The sequence below is a fragment of the Pseudarthrobacter sp. TE3704 genome (genome assembly GCF_056279405.1).
In genome coordinates this window covers 88,278-105,027 of sequence record NZ_JBWCCJ010000006.1, presented here as the reverse complement: position 1 = coordinate 105,027, position 16,750 = coordinate 88,278, and the positions used below count along the sequence as shown (strand labels likewise).

General features: G+C 66.4%; 15 protein-coding genes and 1 pseudogene. 11 read left to right on the top strand and 5 right to left on the bottom strand.

Going from position 1 to position 16,750, the window contains the following annotated elements; all coding sequences use genetic code 11:
- Nucleotides 1–60: 60 nt before the first annotated feature.
- From ACZ9BC_RS16660 to ACZ9BC_RS16650, 3 genes are read left to right on the top strand one after another with little or no spacing between them, the layout of a single operon-like run.
- Nucleotides 61–354: a YciI family protein gene (locus tag ACZ9BC_RS16660; RefSeq protein ID WP_476246891.1), complete on the top strand. Its 294-nt coding sequence runs from the start codon at nucleotides 61–63 to the stop codon at nucleotides 352–354.
- A 34-nt stretch (nucleotides 355–388) separates the two neighbouring features.
- Entirely contained in the window at nucleotides 389–1,555 is a 1,167-nt protein-coding gene (gene ispG / locus ACZ9BC_RS16655; protein ID WP_079595518.1) for a flavodoxin-dependent (E)-4-hydroxy-3-methylbut-2-enyl-diphosphate synthase, read from the top strand.
- Nucleotides 1,518–2,408: a GNAT family N-acetyltransferase gene (locus ACZ9BC_RS16650; RefSeq protein WP_476247051.1), complete on the top strand. Its 891-nt coding sequence runs from the start codon at nucleotides 1,518–1,520 to the stop codon at nucleotides 2,406–2,408. The genes ispG and ACZ9BC_RS16650 overlap by 38 nt, the downstream gene beginning before the upstream one ends.
- Before the next feature lie 38 nt (nucleotides 2,409–2,446).
- On the opposite strand, the gene ACZ9BC_RS16645 is transcribed toward ACZ9BC_RS16650, so the two are convergent.
- The 3 genes from ACZ9BC_RS16645 to ACZ9BC_RS16635 are packed head-to-tail and all read right to left on the bottom strand — an operon-like array spanning nucleotide 2,447 to nucleotide 4,637.
- Nucleotides 2,447–3,064 carry a TetR/AcrR family transcriptional regulator gene (locus ACZ9BC_RS16645; protein ID WP_476246890.1) on the bottom strand — a complete coding sequence of 206 codons (618 nt, stop codon included), beginning with the start codon at nucleotides 3,062–3,064 and terminating at the stop codon, nucleotides 2,447–2,449.
- Nucleotides 3,061–3,804, bottom strand: coding sequence for an ABC transporter permease (locus ACZ9BC_RS16640; RefSeq protein ID WP_476247050.1), 744 nt, complete (start codon nucleotides 3,802–3,804; stop codon nucleotides 3,061–3,063). The genes ACZ9BC_RS16645 and ACZ9BC_RS16640 overlap by 4 nt, the downstream gene beginning before the upstream one ends.
- Nucleotides 3,805–3,815: 11 nt before the next feature.
- On the bottom strand, nucleotides 3,816–4,637 hold the full coding sequence (locus ACZ9BC_RS16635; RefSeq protein ID WP_476246889.1) for an ABC transporter ATP-binding protein: 822 nt from the start codon (nucleotides 4,635–4,637) through the stop codon (nucleotides 3,816–3,818).
- 427 nt (nucleotides 4,638–5,064) lie between these two features.
- Here ACZ9BC_RS16635 and ACZ9BC_RS16630 point away from each other — a divergent pair, with 427 nt between their 5' ends.
- The 3 genes and pseudogenes from ACZ9BC_RS16630 to ACZ9BC_RS16620 all read left to right on the top strand — a co-directional run.
- Entirely contained in the window at nucleotides 5,065–6,876 is a 1,812-nt protein-coding gene (locus tag ACZ9BC_RS16630; protein WP_476246888.1) for a proline--tRNA ligase, read from the top strand.
- An 8-nt stretch (nucleotides 6,877–6,884) separates the two neighbouring features.
- Nucleotides 6,885–7,679 carry a sulfite exporter TauE/SafE family protein gene (locus ACZ9BC_RS16625; RefSeq protein WP_476246887.1) on the top strand — a complete coding sequence of 265 codons (795 nt, stop codon included), beginning with the start codon at nucleotides 6,885–6,887 and terminating at the stop codon, nucleotides 7,677–7,679.
- A 35-nt stretch (nucleotides 7,680–7,714) separates the two neighbouring features.
- Nucleotides 7,715–8,385 (top strand): annotated as a pseudogene (locus ACZ9BC_RS16620) (pyridoxal phosphate-dependent decarboxylase family protein); the annotation flags it as partial.
- A 50-nt stretch (nucleotides 8,386–8,435) separates the two neighbouring features.
- Here the strand turns inward: ACZ9BC_RS16620 and ACZ9BC_RS16615 are convergent.
- Both ACZ9BC_RS16615 and ACZ9BC_RS16610 read right to left on the bottom strand, forming a co-directional pair.
- Nucleotides 8,436–9,473, bottom strand: coding sequence for an aminoglycoside phosphotransferase family protein (locus ACZ9BC_RS16615; protein ID WP_476246886.1), 1,038 nt, complete (start codon nucleotides 9,471–9,473; stop codon nucleotides 8,436–8,438).
- Between the two features lie 76 nt (nucleotides 9,474–9,549).
- A complete protein-coding gene (locus tag ACZ9BC_RS16610; RefSeq protein WP_476246885.1) occupies nucleotides 9,550–10,623 on the bottom strand; it encodes a DUF4439 domain-containing protein in 1,074 nt (357 codons plus the stop codon).
- A gap of 88 nt (nucleotides 10,624–10,711) precedes the next feature.
- On the opposite strand from ACZ9BC_RS16610, the gene ACZ9BC_RS16605 reads away from it, so the two are divergent.
- From ACZ9BC_RS16605 to rbfA, 5 genes are all read left to right on the top strand, one after another.
- Entirely contained in the window at nucleotides 10,712–11,329 is a 618-nt protein-coding gene (locus ACZ9BC_RS16605) for a ribosome maturation factor RimP (RefSeq protein ID WP_476246884.1), read from the top strand.
- The gene (nusA, locus tag ACZ9BC_RS16600) at nucleotides 11,329–12,309 is read left to right on the top strand and encodes a transcription termination factor NusA (RefSeq protein WP_079595508.1); all 981 of its coding nucleotides are present in this window, start codon (nucleotides 11,329–11,331) and stop codon (nucleotides 12,307–12,309) included. Before ACZ9BC_RS16605 ends, nusA begins: the two co-directional genes overlap by 1 nt.
- 162 nt (nucleotides 12,310–12,471) lie before the next feature.
- Complete coding sequence (locus ACZ9BC_RS16595; RefSeq protein ID WP_476246883.1) at nucleotides 12,472–12,834, top strand: YlxR family protein; 363 nt, start codon at nucleotides 12,472–12,474, stop codon at nucleotides 12,832–12,834.
- A 152-nt stretch (nucleotides 12,835–12,986) separates the two neighbouring features.
- Nucleotides 12,987–15,914, top strand: coding sequence for a translation initiation factor IF-2 (infB, locus tag ACZ9BC_RS16590; RefSeq protein WP_476246882.1), 2,928 nt, complete (start codon nucleotides 12,987–12,989; stop codon nucleotides 15,912–15,914).
- 255 nt (nucleotides 15,915–16,169) lie between these two features.
- On the top strand, nucleotides 16,170–16,679 hold the full coding sequence (rbfA, locus tag ACZ9BC_RS16585) for a 30S ribosome-binding factor RbfA (RefSeq protein ID WP_476246881.1): 510 nt from the start codon (nucleotides 16,170–16,172) through the stop codon (nucleotides 16,677–16,679).
- Nucleotides 16,680–16,750 lie beyond the last annotated feature (71 nt).

Sequence of the window (16,750 nt, the reverse complement as noted above, 5' to 3'; positions counted from 1 at the left end):
CCCGGGCTGAGGAAAGGGCCCGGATGGGTGGCAGGGCGGCCATGGCGATAGGGTAGCGGTATGACAGTTTTTGCCGTTGAGTACGTTTATGCCGCCGATTCCACCGAGGCCCGGAACGAGGCCCGGCCCGCCCACCGCGAATGGACCGGCACCCTGGCGCAGGACGGCGCCATCCTGGCCAGCGGCCCCTACGGTGATGGCGCGGGCGCCCTGCTGATCTTCAAGGCAGCGGACGAAGCAGCCCTCAACTCGATCCTCAAGCAGGACCCGTTTGCGGCCGCCGGAGTCATTGCAGGAATCCGCATCACCGAATGGTCTCCCGTGACCGGCATGCTCGCCGGGCTCACCGCGTAGCCTCTTCCTTACCCTTTCAACTCTAGGAGTCCACGTGACCTCGGTCAGCCTGGGAATGCCGTCAGCACCGCCACCCGTCCTTGCCCCTCGCCGCAAGACGCGCCAGATCAAAGTCGGTTCCGTTGGGGTGGGCTCGGACTTCCCCATCAGCGTGCAGTCGATGACCACCACGCCCACCACTGACATTAACGCCACGCTGCAGCAGATCGCGGAGCTAACGGCTTCCGGCTGCGACATCGTGCGTGTTGCCTGCCCCTCCGCGGACGACGCCGAGGCGCTGCCCATCATTGCCCGGAAGTCCCAGATCCCCGTCATCGCAGACATCCACTTCCAGCCGAAGTACGTGTTCGCTGCCATTGAGGCCGGCTGTGCCGCCGTGCGCGTCAACCCGGGAAACATCCGCAAGTTCGATGACCAGGTCAAGGAAATCGCCGCTGCGGCGCGGGACCACGGCACGTCCATCCGGATCGGCGTCAACGCCGGCTCGCTGGAACCGGGCATCCTCAAGAAGTACGGCAAGGCCACCCCCGAGGCGCTGGTGGAGTCCGCCGTCTGGGAAGCCTCGCTCTTCGAGGAGCACGGATTCCACGACTTCAAGATCTCGGTCAAGCACAACGATCCCGTCATCATGGTGGCGGCCTACGAAATGCTGGCCGAAAAGGGTGACTGGCCCCTCCACCTCGGCGTGACCGAAGCCGGCCCCGCGTTCCAGGGCACCATCAAATCCGCCACTGCCTTCGGCGCCCTCCTGTCCAGGGGTATCGGCGACACTATCCGTGTTTCCCTCTCGGCCCCGCCGGTGGAGGAAATCAAGGTGGGAAACCAGATCCTGCAGTCCCTTAACCTGCGGCCCCGCAAGCTGGAAATTGTCTCCTGCCCGTCCTGTGGCCGAGCCCAGGTGGACGTCTACACGTTGGCGGAGCAGGTGACCGCCGGGCTGGAGGGAATGGAGATCCCGCTGCGCGTGGCCGTCATGGGCTGCGTGGTGAACGGACCGGGTGAGGCACGTGAAGCCGACCTCGGCGTTGCTTCCGGTAACGGCAAGGGCCAGATTTTTGTGAAGGGCGAAGTCATCAAGACTGTTCCCGAAAGCGAAATTGTTGAGACACTGATCGAAGAGGCCATGCGTATCGCGGAAGAGATGGGGGAGGCCGATGGCGAAGATGCTGTCAAGGGTAGCCCCGTGGTTAGCGTCTCGTAAGGACGTTACCGATCTGGCGGGGATTTCCGTCCGCACGCTGGACGGCCAGGACACCGAGGCGCTGAGGCTCCTTGCCCGGCAGGATCCGGTCACCAATGTGTTCATCCTCGCCCACCTGCGTGCTGCCGGTACCGCCGCGCCTACCAGCGGCGGTGCCGGCATCATCGGAGTGTTCGACGACGGCATCCTGGTGGGTGCCTGCTGGGCAGGCGCCAACCTGGTTCCGGTCCAGCTGGATCCCGCCCTTGCCGGAGTTGTGGCCGAGGCCGCCAACAGGTCCGGCCGGCGCTACGCCTCGGCCTTTGGGCCCGCGCAGGCCGTGCTGGCCCTTCATGCGGAACTCGTGGAGCTGGGCCACCGTGCCCATGAAGTGCGCGCCGACCAGCCCCTGATGATTATCGACGGGCCGTCCTGCGTCGAACCCAACCCCGGCCTCGGGCTGGGAAACCTGGCGGATTTTGACCGCATCCTCCCTGCCTGCGCCGCGATGTTCGAGGAGGAGGTCGGATACTCGCCTTTCCTGGGCGGGCGGGAGTTCTACAGCCGCCGGGTGGAAGGCCTCATCCGGCAGGGCCACTCCCTTGTCCACCTCAACGATGCCCGGGAAGTGGTGTTCAAAGCGGAGCTGGGCGCTGTCACCTCCGAGGTCACCCAGATCCAGGGCGTATGGATGAATCCGCTCTTCCGCGGCCAGGGGTTGAGCCCCGGGTACATGTCCGCCGTCGTGGAGCAGGCGCAGAAGGTCGCGCCGGTCACCAGCCTTTACGTCAACGGCTTCAACGTGAGGGCTCGGTCCACGTATGAACGCGTCGGTTTCCGGCAGGTGGGAACGTTCGCTACCGTTCTCTTTTAGCGGGCGGCTGCCTGCGGAAGTCTCACAATTCGGCCTGGTTACGTGAGGTCACCGGTCAGGTACCGCTGCACGTTGGGGGAGATGAGCCGGACAACATCCTCCGGCTCAGCCGACGCCAGCGGCTCCAGACGGACCACGTAGCGGACCATCATCAGGCCCACCATCTGCGTTGCCACGAGGTCGCCACGCAGGGCCACCTCATCCGGGGTTCCCGGAATGCCCGCCATGATGCGGCTGATAGTGGTCCTGTTTACCATTTCCCGGAGCAGGGCAGTCTTCGCCTTTGATCCCAGTGTTCCCCGGAGAAACGCCACCAGGCTTGGCTGCGCGGGGCTTTCCCACAGGCGAAGCACGGCGCGGACAATCAGCTCCGCACGCTGGCCGGGGTCGGATCCGGCTACCCCCGAAAGCACCTGCTCGGGGTCCGCCGGAAGCTCCACGCTGAGGGCGAAGAGCTCGTCCTTGCCGTTGAAAAAGTGGTGGATCATGGCCGGGTCAACGCCCGCCACCCGGGCCACCTGACGAAGGCTCGTACCCTCAAAGCCATGTTCGGCGAACTGCCGCCTCGCGGTCTCGAGGATATGGTCCCGGGACGCGGCACTGCCGCCGCGGCGTCCCCGCCTGACACCTGCAGCGTCGTGCCCGCCTGCGGTCACGCGCTGCGCCTGCGGAGGGTGAGCGATGCCAGCACCAGCACGCCCAGGACGATGGCTGCCATGATGCCTGCGTCCTGCCAGAGCTGTTCTGTGGCCTCGGAGTTGGCCGCGATTTCCTGCAGCGCATCCACGGAAAACGTCAGCGGAAGGACGTTGGACACCGCTTCCAGGACATCGTTCATCCGGTCGCGTGCCACGAACAGGCCGCACAACAGAATCTGCGGAACCACCACCACCGGCATGAACTGGACCGCCTGGAACTCAGTCCTGGCAAAGGCCGAACACAGCAGGCCCAACGCCACGCCCAGGACGGCGTTGATGACCGCAATCATCACCACAAAGCCCGGGGAACCTTCAATGTCCAGGTCGAAAACCCAGTAGGCCACCGCCGTTGCCACCAGCGACTGGAGTGCGGCCATGATGGAAAAGGCCAGGCCGTAGCCAAAGAGCAGGTCCGCCTTATGCACAGGGGTGGTGAGCAGCCGTTCCAGCGTTCCGGACGTACGTTCGCGGAGCATGGTGATGGACGTGACCAGGAACATGACCACGAACGGGAAGATGGCCAGCATCATCAGGCCCACCCGGTCGAAGGTACGCGGAGTTCCTGGCGGAAGAACCTCATTTTCGTAGAGGAAATAGACCGCGGTGAGGAGGAGCGCCGGAACCACCAGGATCAGGGCGATGCTGCGGTGGTCATGGCGCAGCTGGCCAAGGACCCGGCGCGTGGTGGCGAGAAGCATCCAGATGTCCATTACCGTCCGCTCCTGTCCGTGGTGGCGGCACCGGCGGCCGCGTCGCGGCCTCCCAGGCTCCCGCCGTCGTTGTTTTCCGACTCGCGGATGATGGTGAGGAAAGCTTTCTCGAGGTCATTGCTGTGCCCCCGCCTGCTGAGCTCTTCAGGGGTCAGTTGGGCCAGCAGCCTGCCTTCCCGCAGGAGCAGCAGCGATTGGCAGTGGCTGGCTTCCTCCATCACGTGGCTCGATATGAGCAGGGTTGTGCCGTCCTCGGCCATGGACCGGAAACGGCTCCAAAGGTCTGCCCGCAGCACCGGATCCAGGCCAACGGTGGGCTCGTCCAGCACCAGCAGCCTGGGGCGGGCCACCAGCGCGCAGGCCAGCGAAACCCGGCTGAGCTGGCCTCCGGACAGGTCCGCCGTTTTCCGGCGTGCCTGCTGTTCAAGCCCGACGGCGGCAATCGCCCCATCCACATCCGTTTTCCTTTTGCGGTGCATGGCGCCGAAATACCGTACGTTCGCTTCCACCGTCAGGTCCGGGTAGACGCTGGGCGACTGGGTCACGTAACCCACCTGGTGGCGCAGCGCCGGGCTCCCCGCGGCAAGGCCCAGGACATCCACCGTTCCGGACGACACGAGCTGGACCCCGACGATGGCCCGCATGAGGGTGGTTTTACCGCTTCCGGAGGGTCCCAGGAGGCCGGTGATTTGCCCGGCCGGGATGGCGAAGTCCAAGCTGCTCAGGACGGGAACCTTTCCGCGCACCACATTCAGGCCACGTGCTATCACCGCGCCGCCGGTCCCGGGGGCCTGGATTCCTGCTGCTGCCGAATGGGACATTGCCGCCTCCGCTCTCGACAGGAGGGTTTCCGGCACGTCGTGCGCCGGTAATTCATCACCTGATGAATTAAAGGTAGGACGCGCACATCCGGGGGTCAACGGTCCAAAAACGAAGGCTACTTGCCAAACGTGTGCGCGATCACATAGGTTCGGTCTAGCTGCGCTGGAGTGGCGTGGGCGGTCTCACCAGTCCTCACCGGTACTTGGGCGATAACGGCGTCGAGCCACGCCCGGATGCGATGACCAGCCTCACTGGGGGGCCAGGGGCTTTGTAATTCCGGGCGTGGCTCTACTGTGTCCGGTACTTTTGGCGAGAAACCAGTCCGGTCCGCAGTCCAAGCCTGGCGCCGGGTGCCGGTAGATTAGTACCCAGACGAATTTGTCCGGCCCTGCTGATCCAGCACTTCCCCAGAAACGGATACCACCCGTGGTCCTAAGACTGTCCCAGCTTTTCCTGCGCACCCTGCGCGAAGATCCCGTCGACGCCGAGGTCGCCAGCCACAAGCTTCTGGTCCGCGCCGGCTACATCCGCCGCGCAGCCCCCGGCATCTACACCTGGCTTCCGCTGGGGCTGAGCGTGCTCCGCAAAGTCGAGGAGGTCATCCGCGAGGAAATGGCCGCCATCGGCGCGCAGGAAGTCCACTTCCCGGCACTGCTGCCGCGCGAACCGTACGAGGCCACCAACCGCTGGACCGAGTACGGTGAGGGCCTGTTCCGGCTCCAGGACCGCAAGGGCGCCGATTACCTGCTGGCGCCGACGCACGAGGAAATGTTCACGTTGCTGGTGAAGGACCTGTACTCGTCGTACAAGGACCTGCCCCTGAGCCTCTACCAGATCCAGAACAAGTACCGCGATGAAGCCCGTCCCCGGGCAGGCCTGCTCCGCGGTCGCGAATTCATCATGAAGGACTCCTACTCCTTCGACGTGGACGACGCCGGCCTGGACGCCAGCTACGCCGCGCACCGTTCCGCCTACCTCAAGATTTTTGCCCGGCTGGGCCTGGAGGTTGTCCCGGTTGCCGCGACCGCCGGCGCCATGGGCGGGTCCAAGAGCGAGGAATTCCTGTTCCCCACGGAGATCGGCGAGGACACCTTTGTCCGGTCGGGCGCGGGCTATGCCGCCAACGTGGAAGCCGTCACCACCGTGGTCCCCGCGGAGATCGACTTCAGCAACGCACCTGCCGCCCAGGTACTGGACACCCCGAACACCCCCACCATCGAAACGCTGGTGGCGGCATCCAACGAACTGGCCCCGCGCAGCGAGGCCGACGGCGGCGCCTGGACAGCCGCGGATACCCTCAAGAACGTTGTCCTCGCCGTCACCCTGCCCACCGGTGAACGTCAGCTTGTGGTCATCGGCCTGCCGGGCGACCGCGGCGTTGACCTCAAGCGCGTGGAAGCCAACATCGGCTCCTTCCTGCCCATCGCAGGGGAAATCGGACTGGAAGCAGCCAACGACGATGACCTCAAGAAGCAGCCCCTCATCGTCAAGGGCTACCTCGGCCCCGGCCTGACCCTGGACGAACCCCTGCTGGGCACCGAAAGCTCCACCAAGCTCCTCTACCTCGTGGATCCCCGCGTGGTCCGCGGCAGCGCCTGGATCACCGGCGCCAACGAGGCCGGCAAGCACGTCTATGGCCTGGTAGCCGGGCGGGACTTCACCTGGGACGGCGTCATCGAGTGCACCGACGTCCGCGAAGGCGACCCCTCTCCGGACGGCTCCGGTCCATTGGAAATTGCCCGCGGCATCGAAATGGGCCACATCTTCCAGCTCGGCAGGAAGTACGCCGAAGCCCTGGACCTGAAGGTGCTGGACCAGAACGGCAAGCAGGTAGTGGTCACCATGGGCTCCTACGGTGTGGGCGTTACCCGCGCCGTCGCTGCCCTTGCCGAGGCCAACCACGATGACCGCGGCCTCGTCTGGCCACGCGCCGTGGCGCCAGCTGACGTCCACGTGGTTGCCGTGGGCAAGGGCGAGGACATTTTCGCCGCCGCGGAACAGCTGTCCCTGGACCTGGAGGCAGCCGGCCTGCAGGTCATCTATGACGACCGCCCCAAGGTGTCGCCCGGCGTGAAGTTCGGCGACGCAGAACTGGTGGGCGTCCCCACCATCCTGGCAGTCGGACGCGGCCTGGTGGACGGCGTCGTGGAAATCAAGGACCGGCGCACGGGCGAAGCTGAGAACGTAGCGGTTGATAAGGCGGTTGACTACGTGGTCAACGCCGTCCGCAACAGCTGACCCCAGCGGTGGATTTAGGACTTGAGTCCCTCCAGCTGACAACAATCCTCCTGCTGGTGCTGGCAGGCTTCGCTGCCGGCTGGGTGGACGCGGTGGTGGGCGGGGGCGGGCTGATCCAGCTCCCCGCCCTGCTGCTGGTCCCCGGCATCACTCCGGTGCAGGCCCTGGCCACCAACAAGCTGGGCTCCATCTTCGGAACGGCCACCAGCGCCACCACCTATTACCGGCGCGTGGGACCGGACCTGAAAACGGCGCTGCCTATGGCCGTGATCGCGTTGGCGGGCAGTTTTGGCGGTGCCGTGCTGGCGGCCACCCTGCCGGCCAACGTCTTCAAACCCATCATCGTCGCGGCGCTGGTCGCCGTCGCGCTTTTCACGGCGCTCAAGCCCGACGTCGGGGACATCACGGCGCTGCGGCACGACGGCCACAAGCACTACGTGGTGGCGTGCCTCATTGGCGCCGTCATCGGTTTCTACGACGGGCTGATCGGCCCGGGCACGGGCTCGTTCCTGGTTATCGCCCTGGTCTCGGCCATGGGGTACGCCTTCCTGGAGGCCAGCGCCAAGGCAAAGATCGTGAACATGGCCACCAACGCGGGCGCTCTGATGTTCTTCCTGCCGCACGGCTCCATTCTGTGGGGACTGGGCCTGCTGCTGGGCGCCGCCAACATGGCCGGCGGCTACCTCGGAGCAAGGACGGCAGTAAAGCAGGGAAGCCGCTTCGTCCGCGTGGTATTCCTGGTGGTGGTCGCGGCACTCATCATCAAACTCGGCTATGACATCTGGCAGGAAAACTTCGCCTGACGCCGGAACCATCCCGGCCAGGGCATCCCAGCTGAGGAACCTGGCTCCCGGAACTGCTCGGGCTTCCGGCCGGTTCCGACGTGGGATTCGTCACCGGAGCCATCATGGCCAATTTCACCGGAATCGCCGCCGGGCGGTGGCGGCTCCTCACGAATGCGGGATGGGACCCGGACCGGGACGGGCTGTCCGCTGCGCCGCGGATCCGCTGTTTTGTGGGCCGGGAGCGGCATGACACCATCGATCTCAGTCTGCGGTATCTCGGGCTCGGGAGGCCCCGGGTGGTGGAAGCGGATGTCCAGGGACGCTTGATTCCGGCGGCGCTGGATGCGGCGCTGCAGGATGGTTCAGGGCCGGCCCTGTGTGCCTGCAGGCCGGCAACCTGCACTCCGGCGCTTTCGATCCGTTCTCCGAAGCCATTGCCGTCGCCAGGGACCATGGTGCGTGGGTCCACATCGACGGCGCCTTCGGCCTGTGGGCCGCCGCGGCACCGGAACTGCGCCACCTGACAAGGGGCTGCGCGGATGCGGACTCTTGGGCCACCGACGCCCACAAAACGTTGAATGTGCCTTACGACTGCGGCATCGCCATTGTCCGTGACGCCTCTGCGCTCCGCTCGGCGATGGGCTTGCACACGACTTACTTAGTGCATGATGCGGAAGGGCCGGGGGACCCGTTTGAAAAAGTACCGGAACTGTCACGGTACGCCCTGGCTGCCGTGCGCGGCAGCTGAACTTAACCGTTGCCGGTGCCGGTGCGCTAGCCGGGCGCCTGGCCTGGTTCGGGCAGGGCATGAGCCGGCGGCAGCCCTTCAAGCGTCCGGCCGGCCAGGGTGCTGGCCACCCAGAGCGAGCGTGCCATATCGCCCCGGTGGTCCGGCTTTCCCGCGTACCACAGCGCATTGGCAACTTCGCGGGCGATGCCCCATTGCCGGGCGGCTTCAGAATCGAGGCCGGCCGCTGCACTGAAGTCGGCGCACCGCTGCCGCAGGCCTTCCTCAGGCTGGTTGGCCGGCAGGTCCCTGATCCGGTTCCACAGCAGCGGAGCCACCGCGAACTCCGGTTCGCCGATCATCGGCTGGGGGTCGATCGCGGCGTATCCTGCCGCCGTCGGCCGTCCATCCGTCACGGCGGCGCCGGGCCGGGCCAGGACATTGAGGAAGTGCAGGTCTGTGTGGACCAGCACATCGCGGCCGGAGCGCCGGCCCACCGCCCCTCGGGTTTGGCATACCTCGAGTGCCGCTTCGAGCAGCCAGCGGGGGAAGGGACGCCCCAGTTGTTCCCAATCGGCGGGAAGGTCATCGCTCCACTGTTCGGCACGCGCCGCGATGTGCTCGAACTCCTGCCACTGGGGCCGCTGGTCCGGGCTTAGACTCAGCTGCCGGACCAGCCCGCCCCACACGTCCACCGTGTCCTGCAGCGGCACGGCGTTGAGCGACTGTGTTGCCTCCAGCCGCTCCAGGAGCATCGCACAGGTGCCCGCGTCCGATTCGAGCAGGGTTACCGCCCCGTGGCCGCGCCACAGTGCCAGGGCATGCCGTTCAACCCTCGCTTCATCGTGCGGGAAGGCGACCTTGAGGACTGCAGGGGAGCCGTCAGCCTGCAGCACCGGAATCACCACAGCGCCATGGCCGTTCCACGGCGTGCTGCCATCCGCCAGGTGGGGCTCCAGGCGCCAGTGCTCAAGACGCCCCTGGATCAGGCCGGGAAGCGACGCGAGCCAGGCCCGTCCTGCACTGCTCCGGCCGTACCGGGCGGCGAGGTCCGGGGGAATGGGGACTGCTGCTTGCTGGCTCATCAGCACCAGCCTAGGCGCAGGTGCGGACAGGGGTGGCAGGGTCTGCGGAATCCGGAAGGGTTCGACGCCGGTGCGTTCACCCCGGCAAGAGGGGGAGTTGGGCCTCGTCCAGCGCCAGCCCCGGAACCGGACCCGGATCGCTGCCCCAGTACAGGGTGCGTGCGGCCGCCGCTTGGAGCGCCTGCAGCGCCCAGGCGCGGGCAGGCCCTTCTGCCAGCGCCACCACGTCCCCGTAGGCCGGCAGGGTTGCGGCCTCCAGCCGCGCCAGGCCGGCTGCCGGCGCAGCAAGGAAGCCCGCGTCCAGGACGTAGCCTGGCTGCTGGGGAGGGACCGCGCCGCAGTGGAGGCGGGCCCAACCTTCAGCGTCCGCCGCGAGGTCCTGGTGCCGTGCAAGGAATTCCGACGCCGGTCCGGCCTCCGCAGGAGACAGCCGCGTCAGTGCGGCCTGGTATCCGTAGACCGCCTCCTGTTCGGCGGTGGAAGCGGCGGCCAGGGCAGTGCCGGCGTCCGGCCCGGCAGGCGAGGCGGTTGGGCAGGAGGATGGCACAGTCTCGGGATCAGGCGCGGTGGCGGAGGGTGAAGATGCCGGTTCGGCTGCAGCAGCGGGTGGCACGGGGTCCGGAACGCCGGCGGCGGCTGCAAGATCCCGGGCTGCCAGAAGCTGTGCTGTCCCGGCGCCGGCCAGCAGGCGTGCCATGCCGCCGTCGGCACTCTTCGCGTCCTCAAGCCGTGCGGAACCGCTGGCGGCCAACGCCGCGGCAAGTTCCGGCACCGTCATCTCCGGGGCAGCGGATGGCGGGGCAGCTGTGGCCAGCGGTGACGCCGGGGCGGCCTCCGGCAGGAGCAGTGCGCGGGCCTGGATGGTCAGCAAAGTCACAATGCGGCCGGTGGCGGCGGCAGCACCGCCGTCGGCGCCTCCGGCAGCGAGTCCCAGCCCCGCGGCGCGGAGCTCGAGGGCGTCCTCAAAGGCTGCCGCGCGCGCCTGCTCGGAGAATGGCGGAGCGGGCGGGGCCGGCGGTTCGGCGGGCGTGAGGGCGAATCCCAAGCTAAGGACAAGGAGGGCTGCCAGCGACGCAGCCGCGTACCGGAAGTAGCGCATCCGGGGCCGCTTGTCCTGCTGGTCGTCGTTCACAACAGACCATGGTGTCACGCCGGAAGGGGATCGCCGTGCACCACTGAGCCGGTAAAATAGCTACGCTAGTACACACCACATCATCTATAGGGAGGCGGCCGGCATCGTGAGCAATGCAGAAGCCACGGCTTCATCAGACCACACCGGAACGGGTCGGCCTGACTCCGCAGCGGCACACAATCCGGAAGCAGCCCGGCTCCGGGCCCTCCTTGAACCCTCGGTCCTGGCCAACCGCCTGTACCTTGAGGACGTCGCCATCAACGTTGCGGGTTCGCACCGGGTAGTCCACGTTGTGGTGGACCTTCCCCAGGAGGAAACCGGCGGCGTCAACCTGGACGTCATCGCGGACATCTCCAAGGTCCTGTCCGACGTTCTGGACAATGATCCGGGCGACGACGGCCGCCCGTACGATCTCGAAGTCTCCTCACCCGGCGTGGGACGTCCCCTGACGGAACCCCGCCACTGGCACCGGGCCAAGGGCCGGATGGTCAAAGTGAACGTTGTCCAGGGCGACAACATCATGGGCCGCATCCAGTCCGTGGACAACGGGGGAGTGACCCTCGTCCCGGAGATCGCGGTCAAGAAGGGCATGAAGCCCAAGCAGGGCGAGCCCGTAAAACTTCCTTTCGACAGGATCCGCAGCGGAAAAGTCGAGATCGAATTCAGCCACCTCAATGAGGGCGGTCTGGAACCTGAACACAATGGACCTTCTGAGGAGGCCTGATGGATATTGACATGAGCGCACTGAGACTTCTGGAGCGTGAGCGTGAAATCCCGCTGGACCTCCTGATCCCCACCATCGAGCAGGCGCTCCTGGTGGCCTACCACAAGTCCCCCGGCGCCTTTGAAAAGGCCCGGGCGGAGCTGGACCGCAAGAGCGGCCACGTGACCATCTGGGCTGTGGAGATTGACGACGACGGCGCCCCCATCGGCGAGTTCGAGCACACGCCGGAAGGGTTTGGCCGCATCGCCGCCAGCACCGCGCGCCAGATCATCCTGCAGCGGCTCCGCGATGTTGAAGACGACAACGTCCTGGGCGAGTTCAAGGGCCGCGAAGGCGAGTTGGTGTCCGGCACCATCCAGCAGGGCAACAACCCCCACATGATCCAGGTCAACCTGGGCTCCGTGGAGGCGCTGCTACCGCCGCCCGAGCAGGTCCCGGGCGAGAAGTACATCCACGGCAACCGGCTCCGTGCCCTGGTCATCGACGTCCACCGCGGCTCCAAGGGCCCGTCCGTCACCCTGTCACGGTCCCACCCGGGGCTCGTCCGGAAGCTTTTCGAACTGGAAGTGCCCGAGATTGCCGACCGGTCCGTGGAGATCGTTGCCCTCGCCCGTGAAGCAGGCCACCGCACCAAGATCGCCGTCAAGGCCAACACCCCCGGCATCAACGCCAAGGGTGCCTGCATCGGTGAGATGGGGTCCCGCGTCCGCGCCGTCATGACGGAACTCAATGACGAGAAGATCGACATCGTCGACTTCAGCGAGAACCCGGCAACCTTTATCGCCAGCGCCCTCTCGCCGTCGCGCGTGAATTCGGTCACCATTACTGATGAGGCCACCCGGTCGGCGCGTGTTGTGGTTCCCGACTACCAGCTGTCACTGGCCATCGGCAAGGAGGGCCAGAACGCCCGCCTGGCCGCAAAGCTCACCGGCTGGCGGATCGACATCGTTTCCGACGCCGCCACGGCCAAGGAAAACTGACGGCCTTTCCGGTGGACCCTGCCACGCCGGAACCGCAACTGGTTTCGGGCAGAACGGCCCAAAGGGGCTAGAATAGATAGGACCGCGCCTAACGGCCGGCAGTCGTGCGCCTTGGGTGTGCCCTTTACGTGTCAACGGGAGGGTTGCCTGCGGCCAGCAGAGATGAACGTCAGGACGATGACCGTGGCAGAAGTACTTACCAGCGGGAGTCAACCCGAACGGACCTGCATCGGATGCCGGAAGAAGGGGCCGCGGTCTGAGTTACTCCGGCTCGTCGCCGAAGGCAGCGGATCAACCGCTGTCCTGGTGGATGAACGACGCCGGATGGCTGGCCGGGGTGCATGGCTGCACCCCAGCGAATCGTGCCTGGCTCTGGCGATCAAACGGCGAGCGTTCGGACGTGCCCTTCGGGGCGCAACCGGAACCGCCGCCGTCGAACACCGGATCAAGTCAGGCCCGAGCGTCGCAGGCGCCCCGGTGGCTGCGACACCAACCGTCCAACCTGAAAGCGGGTCAGAAATCTGATGGAAACCCGATGAGTTCCCAGCGATGAGTGCGTAACGATGACAACTTTGTTGCGCTCTGCAATGGGCCCTTCTGCAGCATGTGCGGCTGGGGCCCGCAGTAAGAAGTAGACGGTTCGTGCCTGGCTCGGTGCGGACCGAGACAGGAGAAATGTGGCCAAGGTCCGCGTACACGAGCTTGCGAAAGAGCTCGGTATTACTTCCAAAGATGCAGTGACAAAACTGCAGGAACTGGGCGAATTCGTTCGCTCTGCCTCTTCCACCATTGAGGCCCCCGTTGTGCGAAAGCTGCGCAACGCCTTCCCCGATGCCGCCGCCAAGTCGGCAGCTCCGGCAGCCGCGCCCAAGGCGCCCGCCCCGGCGGCAGAATCACGCCCTTCAACCCCGGCTCCCGGCCCGGCTGCACCCAAGGCTCCGGCCCCCAAGGTGCAGGCACCCGCCCCCGCCGCTCCGGCAGCCCCGGCTCCGGCCGCTGCTCCGGCAGCCCCTGCTGCCAGCACGCCTGCCGCCAGCGCGCCTGCCGCGCCGGCTGCACCCGCCGCGCCGTCCACCGGCGCCAAGCCCGGTGCCCGCCCGGCTCCCAAGGCTGACACCCCGGCTGCACCCGCTGCCCGCCAGGGTGGTTCCGCATCCGGTGCGTCCGCACCCCGCCCCGGCGGCCCCCGTCCGGGCAACAACCCGTTCGCCACTTCACAGGGCATGCCCCGAGGCCGTGGCGGCGACGGAGACCGTCCGCCGCGTCCGGGCAACAACCCGTTCGCCACCTCCCAGGGCATGCCCCGCCCGGGCGGCGGCCGTACCGACGGCGACCGTCCCGGTGGTCCGCGTCCCGCAGCAGGTGCCGGTGGCCCCCGTCCGGGCGGTCCCCGTCCCGCTGCCGGTGCAGGCGGACCCCGTCCCGCAGCCGGTGCCGGTGGACCCCGCCCGGGTGCGCCGCGTCCCGGTGGTGCAGGCGGAAACCGTCCTACGCCCGGCATGATGCCCAACCGCACTGAGCGTCCTGCACCCGCCGGTGCAGGCCGTCCCGGTGGCGGCGGCCGTGGCCCCGGACGCCCCGGTGGCGCCCCGGGCACCGGCGGTCCCGGTGCCGGCGGCGGTGCTCCCGCAGGCGGTGGCTTCGGCAAGGGTGGCCGCGGCCGCGGCGGCACCCAGGGTGCTTTCGGCAAGGGCGGCGCCGGTCGTGGCAAGCAGCGCAAGTCGAAGCGCGCAAAGCGCCAGGAACTTGAGCAGATGAGCGCACCGTCGCTGGGTGGCGTGAGCGTACCCCGCGGCGACGGCAACACTGTCATCCGCCTGCGCCGTGGATCATCCATCACGGACTTCGCCGACAAGATCGAGGCGAACCCCGCCGCACTGGTGACGGTGCTGTTCCACCTCGGTGAAATGGCAACCGCCACCCAGTCGCTGGACGAGGAAACCTTCGCGCTGCTCGGCGAGGAGCTTGGCTACAAGCTCCAGGTCGTCTCGCCGGAGGACGAGGAGCGCGAGCTGCTCTCCACCTTCGACATCGACTTCGAAGCAGAGCTGGAAGCCGAAGGCGACGAAGACCTTGAGGCACGTCCTCCGGTAGTCACCGTCATGGGCCACGTGGACCACGGTAAGACCCGCCTGCTCGATGCCATCCGCAAGTCCGACGTTATGGCGGGCGAGCACGGCGGCATCACGCAGCACATCGGTGCTTACCAGGTCACGCACAACCACGAAGGCAACGACCGGAAAATCACCTTCATCGATACCCCGGGCCACGAGGCGTTCACCGCCATGCGTGCCCGTGGTGCGAAGGTCACCGACATCGCCATCCTGGTGGTCGCAGCGGACGACGGCGTTATGCCCCAGACCGTTGAAGCCCTCAACCACGCACAGGCGGCCAACGTGCCCATCGTCGTGGCCGTGAACAAGATCGACAAGGAAGGCGCCAACCCGGACAAGGTCCGCGGCCAGCTGACCGAGTACGGCCTGGTTCCGGAAGAATACGGTGGCGACACCATGTTCGTGGAGGTCTCTGCCCGCCAGAACCTCAACATCGACGAGCTGCTCGAGGCAGTCCTGCTCACCGCAGATGCTGCCCTGGACATGCGCGCCAACCCGAACAAGGACGCCCGCGGTATCGCCATCGAAGCCAACCTGGACAAGGGCCGCGGTTCCGTGGCCACCGTCCTGGTGCAGTCCGGCTCGCTGCGCGTCGGCGACACCATCGTTGCAGGCACGGCCCACGGCCGCGTCCGTGCGATGTTCGACGACGACGGCAGCGCCCTGACCGAGGCCGGCCCGTCCCGCCCCGTCCAGGTGCTGGGTCTGTCCAACGTGCCGCGCGCCGGTGACACCTTCTTCGTGACCGCTGACGAGCGCACCGCCCGCCAGATCGCCGAGAAGCGTGAAGCAGCCGACCGCAACGCCGCCCTGGCCAAGCGCCGCAAGCGCATCAGCCTCGAAGACTTCGACCAGGCAGTGGCCGACGGCAAGATCGACACCCTCAATCTCATCCTCAAGGGTGACGTGTCCGGTGCCGTGGAAGCCCTCGAAGACGCCCTGCTCAAGATCGACGTCGGCGAAGGCGTGCAGCTGCGCGTCATCCACCGCGGTGTTGGTGCCATCACGCAGAACGACGTCAACCTGGCAACAGTGGACAGCGCCGTCATCATCGGCTTCAACGTCAAGCCCGCCGAGCGGGTTGCCGAACTGGCAGACCGCGAAGGCGTGGACATGCGCTTCTACTCCGTCATCTACTCCGCAATCGATGACATCGAGATGGCGCTCAAGGGCATGCTCAAGCCGGAATACGAAGAATTCCAGCTGGGCACCGCCGAGGTCCGCGAAGTCTTCCGCTCCTCCAAGTTCGGAAACATCGCAGGCTCGATCGTTCGCTCCGGCATCATCCGCCGTAACACCAAGGCCCGCATCAGCCGCGACGGCAAGATCATCGGTGACAACCTCACCGTTGAGACGCTCAAGCGCTTCAAGGATGACGCAACCGAGGTCCGCACGGACTTCGAGTGTGGTATCGGCCTTGGCTCGTACAACGACATCACCGAAGGCGACATCATCGAGACCTTCGAGATGCGTGAGAAGCCGCGCGTCTAGGTTGTTCCAGCCTTAAAAACGGTGCGGGGTCGTTGGATTTTTCCGGCGGCCCCGCCCCTTCGCTGGGTGGCCAACGTCTTACGACGTCGGCCACCCAGCTTCGGCAGGCCCGATGCCACTCCCAGGCCGCCGGAAAAATCCAACGCGGGTCCGTCGTTGGCTCGCTTTTAGTGCGTGGCACATAACTGAAACGTTCGAGGCAGCTCCTGTGCCGCCGTCGTACGTCCCAAATTTTTCTTTTTATAGGAGTTGTTCATGGCTGATCCGGCACGTGCTGCCAAGTTGGCGCAGCGGATTAAGGTTGTTGTTGCTGAGGCCCTGAGCCGGAAGGTTAAGGATCCCCGGCTCGAGGGCATCACTGTTACCGATGCCCGGGTGACCAATGATCTTCAGCACGCCACCGTTTACTACACCGTCTTCGGGGACCAGGCTGTTCAGGCTGATGCCGCCAAGGGACTTGAGAAGGCCAAGGGTGTGCTACGGCAGGAGGTTGGCCGGAACGTCACCGTCCGCCTGACTCCCACCCTTGAATTCGTTGCGGACCAGATTCCCGTCAACGCCTCGAACCTGGAGGAACTGCTTCGGGAAGCCAAGAAGCGCGACGCCGAGGTGGCCGCCCTGGCTGCCAAGGCCAAGCACGCCGGCGAAGCCGATCCCTACAAGAGTGACGCGTCAGCCGACGTGGACATCGACGAGGACGACTTCGACGAAGAGGACCTTGACCTCGCCAACGAGGATGAATTCGACGAAGACGGCAACAAGTAACCCAAAACGTCAGCAGAAGGCCCGGACCGCAATTGCGGGTCCGGGCCTTCTGCTTCCCAGAAAACGTAGTG

Excerpts from the sequence above, each read along its gene's own strand:
- ACZ9BC_RS16660 (WP_476246891.1), top strand. The coding sequence starts at position 61 with ATGACAGTTTTTGCCGTTGAGTACGTTTATGCCGCCGATTCCACCGAG.
- ACZ9BC_RS16650 (WP_476247051.1), top strand. The coding sequence starts at position 1,518 with ATGCTGTCAAGGGTAGCCCCGTGGTTAGCGTCTCGTAAGGACGTTACC.
- ACZ9BC_RS16640 (WP_476247050.1), bottom strand. The coding sequence starts at position 3,804 with ATGCTTCTCGCCACCACGCGCCGGGTCCTTGGCCAGCTGCGCCATGAC.
- ACZ9BC_RS16635 (WP_476246889.1), bottom strand. The coding sequence starts at position 4,637 with ATGTCCCATTCGGCAGCAGCAGGAATCCAGGCCCCCGGGACCGGCGGC.
- ACZ9BC_RS16615 (WP_476246886.1), bottom strand. The coding sequence starts at position 9,473 with ATGAGCCAGCAAGCAGCAGTCCCCATTCCCCCGGACCTCGCCGCCCGG.
- nusA (WP_079595508.1), top strand. The coding sequence starts at position 11,329 with ATGGATATTGACATGAGCGCACTGAGACTTCTGGAGCGTGAGCGTGAA.
- ACZ9BC_RS16595 (WP_476246883.1), top strand. The coding sequence starts at position 12,472 with ATGAACGTCAGGACGATGACCGTGGCAGAAGTACTTACCAGCGGGAGT.
- rbfA (WP_476246881.1), top strand. The coding sequence starts at position 16,170 with ATGGCTGATCCGGCACGTGCTGCCAAGTTGGCGCAGCGGATTAAGGTT.